The organism is Plasticicumulans sp. (assembly GCF_035331805.1).
GTDB lineage: Bacteria > Pseudomonadota > Gammaproteobacteria > Competibacterales > Competibacteraceae > Plasticicumulans.
Map to the genome: position 1 here is coordinate 1 of NZ_DAOLKE010000106.1, position 10605 is coordinate 10605.

The window sequence follows — 10605 nt, forward strand, 5'->3', positions numbered from 1 at the left end:
TTACTCCTTGACCTCGACCTTGGCGCCGGCCTTGAGCTTTTCCAGATAGTCGTTGACCAGCTTGCCCTGCAGCATCTGCGTCAGCTGCGGGCGCAGTTCGTCGAGCGGCGGCGGGGTCTGGTCGCGCACGTCTTCGAGCTGGATCACGTGCCAGCCGAACTGGGTCTTGACCGGGGTCTCGGTGTACTTGCCCTTGTCGAGGCCGACCACGGCCTGCGAGAACGGCTCGACCATCATGTCCGGCGTGAACCAGCCGAGATCGCCGCCCTGGTCCTTGGAGCCGTCCGAGGAATTGGCCTTGGCCAGGTCCTCGAACTTCGCGCCCTTCTTCAGCTCGGCGACCATCTGCTTCGCCTTGTCCTCGCTGTCGACGAGGATGTGGCGCGCCTTGTATTCCTTGGTCTTCATGTTCGCGACCGCCTTGTCGTACTCGGCCTTGATGTCGGCCTCGGACGGCTGGGCGGTCTTCAGGTATTTGCGCACGACCGCGGTCGCCAGCATGTTGCGGCGCAGGAGATCGAGCTGGGCCGCGACCTCCGGATCCTCGGCGGTCTTGTCCTTCACGGCCTGCTGCACCAGCAGCTCCTGCATGACCAGCTCATCGACGATCTGCGCGCGGCTGCCGTCGGGATCGAGCGGCATGCCCTGCGCGGCCATCTGCCGGGCGCGCTGCTGCTGGTAGGTCAGGAAGGTGCTCTTCGCGATCGGCTCGCCGTTGACGACGGCGACCGGATCGGGCAGCGGCTTCGGCGCCGGGGTGGCGGCCGGTGCCGCCGGCGGTGCGACCGGAGCAGGGGCCGGCTGCTGGGCCGTGGCGTTGCCGGCGACGGCGAGCGCGAGGGCCAGGGCGAGCAGGGCGGGGGCGTGGCGGACGGTGGTCGTCATGTTGTCAGTGGGGTCCTGTCCGATCGGAAGCATCTGGAAAAGTCCGGAAAGAAACAGACGGCCGGATCACGGCTCGTCCGGGGTGCGGGCATCGATGCCCAGGGCGTGGATGTCGGTCTGCATCAGCGCGCCGAGCGCGGCATAGACCGCGCGATGGCGTTTGACGGCATTCAGACCGGCGAAGGCGGGGCTGACGATGCGCACGCGGAAGTGCCCGCCTTCCCGCGCACCGGCGTGGCCGGCGTGCTGGGCGCTGTCGTCGAAGATGGCGAAGTCGCTGACCGGATCAAAGGCCGCACGCAGGCAGGCCTCGATGCGCTGCATGCGCCCGGCGCTCATGCCGGCAGCACCTTGCGGAACGGATGGATCTCGACGCCCGCGTAGACGCCGGCCGCGACGTAGGGGTCGGCATCGGCCCAGGCGCGCGCGGCTTCGAGCGATTCGAACTCGGCGACCACGAGGCTGCCGACGAAGCCGGCCGGACCGGGGTCGTGGCTGTCGATCGCCGGCAGCGGACCGGCGAGCAGCAGCCGGCCTTCGGCCTGCAGCGCGTGCAGGCGTTCGAGGTGGGCCGGACGCGCGGCGAGGCGTGCCTCCAGCGTGCCGGGATGGTCCCGGCCGATCAGGGCGTAGAACATGCGGGATCACTCCTTTCGGGCGACGGAATCGCGACCTTCGGGCAGGTGGCGCATCAGCCACCAGCCCTGCGCGAACACGAACAGCACGGTCAGTCCGAGCAGGCCGAACAGCTTGAAGTTGACCCAGGTGTCGCGGTCGAAGTGGAACGCGACGACGAGGTTCAGCGCGCCGCAGACGGCGAAGAACGTCACCCAGGCGAGATTGAGCTGACGCCACTGGCGCTCGGGCAGTTCGATCTGGGCGCCGAGCGCGCGGCGCACCATCGGCTTGCGATCCCCGACGAAGGTGCTGCCGAGGAACACCACGGCGAACAGCCAGTTGACGGCGGTCGGCTTCCAGAGCACGAAGATGTCGTCGTGCAGCCAGAGCGTCGCGCCGCCGAGCACGACCATCAGCCCGGCCGTGACCAGCGCCATCTTCTCGACCCGGTGCTCGCGCCACCAGGTGTACGCGACCACCGCGAGGCTGGCGGCGATGGCGGCGGCGGTCGCGGTGTAGATGTCGGCGAGCTTGTAGGCGACGAAGAACGCAACGACCGGCAGGAAATCGAGGAACAGCTTCATCGGGGCGGCGGAAGGGGTGCGACGGGCCGGGAACGGCGGGCGGCCAGTCTATACCGAATCGCCGCCGCCACCGTCAGCGTGCCCGTGCGGGTTAAGCCGGCGTTCAGCCGGCGGCCGGCGGTGCCGTGCCGAGCCGCCCGGGCAGCTCGCCGGCGCTCAGCGGCTGGCCGAACAGCCAGCCCTGCGCGAGCGGGCAGCCGTGATCGCGCAGCAGCACGGCCTCGGCCTCGGTCTCGACGCCCTCGGCGACCAGCTCCAGCCCGAGTGCGCGCGCGAGCGCGACGAAGGCCTCGACGATGGCCGGGTCGATGCGCTCGCCGCCGGCGTCGAGATAGACGCTGCGGTGCAGCTTCAGCACCGCCAGCGGCAGCGTGCGCAGCTGCACGAGACTCGCGCGCCCGGTGCCGAAGTCATCGAGCACGAGCCGCAGGCCCGCCGCGTGCAGTGCCGCCCACAGCTGCGGCGACGGCGCGCCCTGCTCGGTCAGCGTCGTCTCGGTGAACTCGAAGGACAGCCACGAACCGGCGATCTCGGCGAGCAGGCCCGGCAGCCGCTCGCCGTCGCGCAGCAGCGCCCCCGAGAGGTTCACGGCCATCGGCAGTGCGCCGGCCGGCGTGCCGGCCCAGGCGTGGTGCTGCGCGGCGGCGCTGCGCAGCACCCAGCGGTCGATGTCGCCGAGCAGCTTCACGTCGGCGACCGAGACGAGGAACTCCGCCGGCGCCAGCAGGCCGCGCTGCCCGTGGCGCCAGCGCAGCAGCGCCTCGCAGCCGACGATGCTGCGATCGGCCAGGCGCACCAGCGGCAGGAAGTGCAGCTCCAGCCCGCTGCCGCCGAGTGCCGCGCGCAGCTCGTGTTCGAGCGCCATGCGCTCGATCCACAGCGCGTTCATCTGCGGATCGTGGAAGCGGTGCGTGTGCCGGCCGGCGTGCTTGGCCTGATACATCGCGGCATCGGCGCTGGCGAGCAGGACCTCGGCTTCCGTGCCGTCCTGCGGACAGATGGCGATGCCGATCGACACGCCGGTGTCGATCGTCTGGCCGTCGATCGACACCGGGCCGGTGAGCGCATCGTGGATGCGCTCGGCCAGTTCGCTGAGCCGGCGGCCGTCGCCGACATCCTCGGCGAGCAGCACGAACTCGTCGCCGCCGTAGCGCGCCAGCGTGTCGCTGCCGCGGATGCAGCCGGAGATGCGCGTGCCGATCTCTTGCAGCAGCTTGTCGCCGGTCTCGTGGCCCCAGGTGTCGTTGACGTTCTTGAAGCGGTCGACATCGAGGAACAGCACCGCGCAGCGCGTGTTGTCCCGCCGGCTGCGCAGCAGCGCCCGCGCCAGCCGGTCGCTGAACAGGCTGCGGTTCGGCAGCCCGGTCAGCGAGTCGAAGTAGGCGATCTCGTGCATGCGCCGCTCGGCGGCCTTCAGCTCGGTGATGTCGCTGAAGATGCCGACGTAATGCGTGACGTGGCCGGCATCGTCCTGCACGACGTGGATGTGCAGCAGCTCCGGGTACACCTCGCCGCTGCGCCGGCGGTTCCAGAGCTCGCCGTGCCACTCGCCGTGCGCCTGCAGCTCGCGCCACATCTGCCGGTAGAAGTCCTGGCCGTGACGGCCGGAGGCGATCAGCGTCGGGCGCTGGCCGATGGCGTCCTCGCTGCGGTAGCCGGTGATCGCCGTGAACGCCGGGTTGACCGCCACGAGGTGCAGGTGCGCGTCGGTGATCATGATGCCTTCGCTGGTGTTCTCGAACACCGCCAGCGCCAGACGCGCGCGCTCGGCCGCCTGCACGCGCTCGGTCACGTCGTTCTGCACGCCGATGAAGTGCGTGCAGACGCCGTCCTCGTCGCGCATCGGCGAGATGTTCAGCTCGTTCCAGAACGGCTCGCCGTCCTTGCGGTAGTTGCGCAGCAGCACGCTGATCTGGCGCTGGTCGGCGAGCGCGCGCGCGATCTCGGTGATGATGCCGCGATCGGTCTCGCGCCCCTGCAGGAAGCGGCAGTTGCGGCCCATGACCTCTTCGGCCGAGTAGCCGGTGATGCGCGTGAAGCCGGCGTTGACGTAGCTGATCGGGCGGTCGGGTGCACGCGCATCACAGATGACGATGCCGTTGTCGGCCGCCGCCAGCGCCCGCGACTGCAGCGCCATCTGCCGCACCTGCTCGCGGATGCGTTCCTCGGCGCGGCGGATGTCGGTGTTGTCCCAGAACACCAGCACCGCGCCGCGGATGCGGCCCTGCGCGTCGCGGTAGGGGCGGGCGCGCAGCAGGTGATCGCGATCGCCGGCGAACTGGTGCGTCATCTCGTTGCCGGCATCGATGACGCGCTCGACCACCTCGCGCAGGCCCGAGAAGTCGAGGTTCGCGCGCAGTGCGTGCAACGGCCCGACCGAGTCATCCGGGTCGAGGCCGAACAGCCGGTCGGCGGCGGGGTTGGCGAACATCAGCCGCAGGCGCGCATCGACGACCAGCACCGGGCAGGGCAGCGTGTTCTTGAGGTTTTCGAGATCGGCGTTGGCCGCCATCAGCTGGGCGCTGCGGCTCTGCAGCTCCTCGTTGACGGTGATCAGCTCCTCGTTGGTCGACTGCAGCTCCTCGTTGGCGGTCTCCAGTTCCTCGTTGGTCGACTGCAGTTCCTCGTTGGCCGAGAGCATCTCCTCGTTGAGCGACTGCAGCTCCTCGTTCGAGGTTTCGAGCTCCTCGATGACGGTCTGCAGGTGCTCGCGCGAGGCGGCCAGCTCCTGTTCGAGTTCGAGCGTGCGCTGCATCTGCTCGGACTCGGCGCCGGCCCGGCCGGTCTCGATCTCGGCGCGCGGATGCTCGAAGCAGACCAGGAACAGCGGGTCCTCGGGGAAGTCGCCGGCCAGCGGATGCACGGCCAGACGCACGGCCGGGCCGCCGTCCATCGTGATGCGGCGGCTGGTGGTCAGCGCGTTGCTGCTGCGGCACTTCAGGATCAGGCCGCGCAGGTCGACGTGCAGCTCGCGCCGGATCAGCGTCGTGATCGACAGGTTGGCCTTGCCTTCGGCAAGACGGATGTACGGCGACACGTCGCCGAGCGTGTAGCGCACCTCCATGGCCTCGTCGACGACGATGCCGGCCGGCGCGTAGGCGGCGAGCGCGACCAGCCGCACGCGCTCTTCGAGCGTCATGCCGGCGCGTGCCGGCGGGCGTGTGGCGCGGTCGTTCTCGCGCACCGGCACGCGCGGCATCTGCAGGCTGCGGGCGCGGGCGGCGTCGCGGCGGCGGAACAGCTTGACCTTGCCGGCCGAGGGCGCGAACAGATCGGCGGTATGCGGGTTCTCGGACTTGCCGAGCAGCAGCCAGCCGCCGGGGCGCAGCGCGTAGTGGAACATGTCGAGCACGCGCTCCTGCAGCGGGCTCTTGAAGTAGATCAGCAGGTTGCGGCAGCTGATCAGGTCGAGACGCAGGAACGGCGGGTCCTGCGCGAGGTCGTGGCGCGCGAAGATCACCAGATCGCGCAGCAGCTTGCCGACCTGGTAGCTCTCGCCGGCGGTCGTGAAGTAGCGCTCCAGCAGCGGCGGCGGCACGACGCTCGCGACGCTGTGGTGGTAGACGCCGCGGCGCGCGATCGCGAGCGCATTGGTGTCGAGGTCGGTCGCGAAGATGTGCACCTTGCGCTCGCCGAGGCGCGTGCCGAGGGCCTCGGCGAGCAGGATGGCGATCGTGTACGCCTCCTCGCCGGTCGCGCAGCCCGGCACCCAGACGCGCAGGTCATCGTCGGGGGACTTCTCGGCGACCATCTCGCGCAGCACGCCGGCCAGCGCCTCGAAGGCCGGCACATCGCGGAAGAACGCCGTCACCGAGATCAGGATGTCCTGATACAGCCGCTCGATCTCGCCCGACTGGGTGGCAAGCAGCATCTCGTAGTCTTCGAGCGTCGCCGTGTGCGTCGCGAGCATGCGTCGCGCCACGCGCCGGCGCAGCGTGTTCGGCTTGTAGTTCAGGAAATCGGTGCCGGTGTGGCGCTGCACCAGCCTGAGCATGCGCTCGAACACCGAGGCCGGCACGTGCGGCGAGCCGACCGGCAGACCACCCTGGACGCCGAGCTGCGCCAGGCGCATCAGCTCCTCGGCGATGCGCTCGGGCGGCAGCACCAGATCGACGCAGCCGGTGGCGATCGCCGCCGCCGGCATGCCCGAGTACTTGGCGCTGGCATCGTCCTGCGCGAACGTGAAGCCGCCGGCGGCCTTGACCGCGCGCACGCCCTCGGCGCCGCCGGTGCCGGTGCCGGAGAGGATCACGGCGATGGCGTTCTCGCCCTGGTCCTCGGCGAGCGCGTGCAGGAAGTGATCGGCCGAGGGCTTGGGCACGCCCGGGTCGCTCGCCTCGGTCAGCACCAGCCGGCCGTCATGGATCGAGACGTTCGTGCGCGGCGGCGTCACGTAGACGGTATCGGCGACGATCTCCTGCCCGTCGCTGACATCGACGACGCGCAGCGCGCATTCGCGCTGCAGCAGCTGCACCAGCAGGCTCGGGTGCGACGGTGACAGGTGCTGCACGACCACATACGCCAGCCGCCCGGTCGCCGGCAGCGGCCGCAGCAGCCCGCCGAGGGCTTCGAGCCCGCCGGCCGAGGCCGCGATGCCGACGATCAGCGGCGGACGCGGCCCGGAATCGGCGCCGTCTTCGGTCTCGTCCCGTTCGGCGTCCCGTTCCACGTGCGCAGCCGGATCATCGGCCCCGGCCTTCGGGTCGTCTTCGGATTCCTGCATGGCTGAATTCCGGTTGTTCTTCGCTGGATTCCGGGCGCTGACGGGCTGCTGACAGAAACCCTGCGGCCGGTCATTTGACCGCCCGCGCGTGGCGGTGGCAAGGTGCGCGCCGCTTCTTACAGGGTCGGTCCGTCCATGGGCGAGCGCATCGAGATACATCCGGTCAATCCGCAGCCGCGCCTGATCCGGCGGGCGGTCGAGGTGTTGCGCGAGGGCGGCGTCATCGCCTACCCGACCGATTCCTGCTATGCGCTCGGCTGTCGCATCGGTGACAAGGATGCGCAGACCCGCATCCAGCGTATCCGCCAGATCGATGATCGTCGTCATAATTTCACGCTGATCTGCCGGGACCTGTCGGAGCTGAGCCTGTACGCGCGCGTCGACAACGCCCAGTTCCGGCTGCTGAAGGCGCTGACGCCGGGGCCGTTCACGTTCATCCTGCGCGCCACGCACGAGGTGCCGCGGCGCCTGCAGAACGAGAAGCGCAAGACCATCGGCCTGCGCGTGCCGCAGCACGTGATCGTCGCGGCGCTGCTCGCCGAACTCGGCGAACCGATCATGAGCGCGACGCTGATCCCGCCCGGCGAGGACCGCGCGGTCAGCGATCCCGAGGACATCGAGACCGGCCTCGGGCGCGAGCTCGACCTGATCGTCGATGGCGGCAACTGCGGCATCGAACCGACGACGGTGCTCGATCTGGTCGAGGGCCTGCCGCCGGTGCTGATCCGTCAGGGCCGCGGCGACGCCAGCGCCTTCCTCGCCGAAGCCTGAAGCGGCTGCGCGGGACGGCATCTGCTGCAGCGCAACGCCGTTGTCAGCGTCCGGCCTGCGCCCCGTATACTCGACCCATGCCCGAACTCAACGACATCCAGCGCCTGGCCATCATGGCCCTGCCGATCCTGTTCGCGATCACCCTGCACGAGGTCGCCCACGGCTGGGCAGCGCTCAGGCTCGGCGACACCACCGCCTGGCAGCAGGGCCGGCTGACGCTGAACCCGCTCGCGCACATCGATCCGATCGGCACCATCATCGTGCCGCTGGTGCTGTACTTCACGGCCGGATTCATCTTCGGCTGGGCCAAGCCCGTGCCGGTCAGCATGCACCGGCTGCCGAATCCGCGCCGCGACATGGCCTTCGTGGCGCTGGCCGGGCCGCTGGCGAACTTCGTGATGGCCACCGGCTGGGCGCTGGTCATGGCGCTCGGCGCATGGCTTTCGCACGTGCTGCCGGAACTCGGCCAGCCGCTGTTCTTCATGGGCTCGGCCGGCATCGGCGTCAACGTCGTGCTCGCGGTGCTGAACCTCGTGCCGCTGCCGCCGCTCGACGGCTCGCGCGTGCTCGCCGCCGTGCTGCCGGCGCGCGTCGGCGTGCAGCTCTACCGCTTCGAACAGGCCGGCCTGATCCTGCTGGTGGTGCTGATGGCCACCGGCGTGCTCGGGCGCGTCATCGGCCCGATCGTCGAGGCCGTGCAGCAGTTCTATCTCTGGATCGTCGTGAGCCTGCTCGGCTGATCCCTGCCGCCTGCCGCCGCTGCAGCCGTTCACCGCCGGATGCCCGCTCCGGACCCGGCCTTGCTCCCTTCACAGGGCCGGGGCCGGCGAGAGGGGGATGAGAAAACCCTGCAGTCCTGCCGGTCACGGCGGAACGCCCGGACTTTTTCAGCCCCTTCCCCCTTGCGGGGGAGGGGTTGGGGAGAGGGGGATGAACCCCGCATTCATGCGTGATCGGCATCCCGTGTGATCGGCCTGACCGGCCTGACCCGAAATCCCGCGCCGCTGCCTTGTCCGCGGCCGCAGCCCTGGACCGCCTCCCGATGAGCAAGACCCGCATCCTGACCGGCATCACCACCACCGGCACCCCGCACCTCGGCAACTTCGCCGGGGCGATCGGCCCGGCGATCGAGGCCACGCGCCGCAATCCCGAGGCCGAATTCTTCTTCTTCCTCGCCGACTACCACGCGCTGATCAAGTGTCAGGAGCCCGAGCGCGTGCAGCGCTCGCGCCTCGAAGTCGCCGCCACCTGGCTCGCGCTCGGCCTCGATCCCGAGCGCGTCTGCTTCTACCGCCAGTCCGACATCCCCGAGATTCCCGAACTGACCTGGCTGCTGACCTGCGTCACCGCCAAGGGCCTGATGAACCGCGCCCACGCCTACAAGGCCGCGGTGCAGGAGAACCTCGATTCCGGCGACGCCGACCCCGACAAGGGCGTCACGATGGGGCTGTTCAGCTACCCGATCCTGATGGCCGCCGACATCCTGATGTTCAACGCCCGCAAGGTGCCGGTCGGCAAGGACCAGACCCAGCACCTGGAGATGGCGCGCGACATCGCCCAGCGCTTCAACCACATCTACGGCGAGCACTTCGTGCTGCCCGAGGCCGTGGTCGAGGAGGATGCCGCCGTGCTCGCCGGGCTCGACGGCCGCAAGATGAGCAAGTCCTACAACAACACCATCCCGCTGTTCGTGAGCGCGAAGGAGCTGCGCAAGCTGGTCATGCGCATCGTCACCAACTCGCAGCTGCCCGGCGAACCCAAGGACCCGGACGGCTCGACGCTGTTCCAGATCTATCAGGCCTTCGCGAGCGCCGACGAAACCGCGGCCATCCGCGTGCGCTACGCCGAAGGCATCGCCTGGGGCGAGATGAAGCAGGTGCTGTTCGAGAAGCTCGACTCCGTGCTCGCCGGCCCGCGCGAGCACTACGCGGCGCTGATCAGCGACCCGGCGGCGCTCGAACGCATCCTGCTCGCCGGTGCCGACAAGGCCCGCGCCATCGCCAGCCCCTTCCTCGCCGGACTTCGCGCCGCCACCGGCCTGCGCAAGCTCGGCTGAACCCTTGACCCGGCCGGGCGGCGCATGACGGAAGGACTCTCCGGCACCGCCGGCGACGCCACGGATGCGCCCGGCCCGGCTGCGGCTGCGCGCATCCGCGGCGTCGCGCTCGAACGCCTGCCCGAAGACCTCTACATCCCGCCCGATGCGCTCGAAGTCCTGCTCGATGCCTTCGAAGGCCCGCTCGACCTGCTGCTGTACCTGATCCGCCGCCAGAACCTCGACCTGCTCGACATCCCGGTCGCCGAGATCACCCGCCAGTACCTCGCCTACCTCGAACTGCTGCACGAACTGCGCTTCGAACTCGCCGCCGAATATCTGGCGATGGCCGCATGGCTCGCCGAGATCAAATCCCGTTTGCTGCTGCCGCGCCCGCCACGCAGCGACGAGGACAGCGAACCCGAAGACCCGCGCGCCGAACTCGTGCGCCGCCTGCAGGAATACGAACGCTACCGGCGCGCTGCCGAGGACCTCGACGCGCTGCCGCGCCTGGAGCGCGATGTCTTCGCCGCGAGTGCTGCGCTGCCGCGCCACGAGCGCGTGCGCGAACCGCCGCACGTCGAACTCGGCGAACTGCTCGGCGCCCTGCGCGAGGTGCTCGCCCGCGCCGAACTGCACGCCAGCCACCGCGTCGGCCGCGAACCGCTGTCGATCCGCGCGCGCATGAGCGAAATCCTCGTGCGCGTCGATGCCGTGCAGTTCACGCGCTTCACCGAACTGTTCCACGCCGGGGAAGGCCGCCTCGGCGTGGTCGTCACCTTCATCGCCGTGCTCGAACTCGTGCGCGAGGCGCTGCTGGAGCTGGTGCAGAGCGAAGCGTTTGCACCGATCCACGTGCGCCGGCGGGCCTGAGCCCCGCAACCCCGACCCGGCGCCGCTGCACCGGGGATGGACGCATCCCCGGTCATATCGAGCGCATCCCCAGTTGTACCGGGCGCATCCCCAGTCATCCCGAGCGCATCCCCAGT

9 protein-coding genes are annotated in these 10605 nt (G+C 69.9%); 4 read left to right on the forward strand and 5 right to left on the reverse strand.

From position 1 onward, the window contains the following. The 5 genes from PKE44_RS09380 to PKE44_RS09400 form a co-directional block, all read right to left on the reverse strand. On the reverse strand, positions 1-885 hold the full coding sequence (locus PKE44_RS09380) for a peptidylprolyl isomerase (protein ID WP_324550406.1): 885 nt from the start codon (positions 883-885) through the stop codon (positions 1-3). A 66-nt stretch (positions 886-951) separates the two neighbouring features. Further along, on the reverse strand, positions 952-1224 hold the full coding sequence (locus PKE44_RS09385; RefSeq protein WP_324550408.1) for a BolA family protein: 273 nt from the start codon (positions 1222-1224) through the stop codon (positions 952-954). Next, complete coding sequence (locus PKE44_RS09390; RefSeq protein WP_324550410.1) at positions 1221-1523, reverse strand: YciI family protein; 303 nt, start codon at positions 1521-1523, stop codon at positions 1221-1223. Before PKE44_RS09390 ends, PKE44_RS09385 begins: the two co-directional genes overlap by 4 nt. Positions 1524-1529: 6 nt before the next feature. After that, complete coding sequence (locus tag PKE44_RS09395; protein WP_324550412.1) at positions 1530-2087, reverse strand: septation protein A; 558 nt, start codon at positions 2085-2087, stop codon at positions 1530-1532. Positions 2088-2190: 103 nt separating this feature from the next. Beyond that, positions 2191-6810, reverse strand: a complete 4620-nt coding sequence (locus PKE44_RS09400; protein WP_324550413.1) for an EAL domain-containing protein — start codon at positions 6808-6810, stop codon at positions 2191-2193. A gap of 135 nt (positions 6811-6945) precedes the next feature. Between PKE44_RS09400 and PKE44_RS09405 the strand changes: the two genes are divergently transcribed. The 4 genes from PKE44_RS09405 to PKE44_RS09420 all read left to right on the forward strand — a co-directional run bounded on the left by PKE44_RS09405 (position 6946) and on the right by PKE44_RS09420 (position 10489). Continuing rightward, complete coding sequence (locus PKE44_RS09405) at positions 6946-7581, forward strand: L-threonylcarbamoyladenylate synthase (RefSeq protein WP_324550414.1); 636 nt, start codon at positions 6946-6948, stop codon at positions 7579-7581. 77 nt (positions 7582-7658) lie between these two features. After that, entirely contained in the window at positions 7659-8321 is a 663-nt protein-coding gene (locus tag PKE44_RS09410) for a site-2 protease family protein (protein WP_324550415.1), read from the forward strand. Positions 8322-8623: 302 nt separating this feature from the next. Next, the gene (locus tag PKE44_RS09415; protein ID WP_324550416.1) at positions 8624-9637 is read left to right on the forward strand and encodes a tryptophan--tRNA ligase; all 1014 of its coding nucleotides are present in this window, start codon (positions 8624-8626) and stop codon (positions 9635-9637) included. Positions 9638-9661: 24 nt separating this feature from the next. After that, positions 9662-10489, forward strand: coding sequence for a ScpA family protein (locus tag PKE44_RS09420; protein WP_324550417.1), 828 nt, complete (start codon positions 9662-9664; stop codon positions 10487-10489). The last annotated feature ends 116 nt before the right edge of the window (positions 10490-10605 follow it).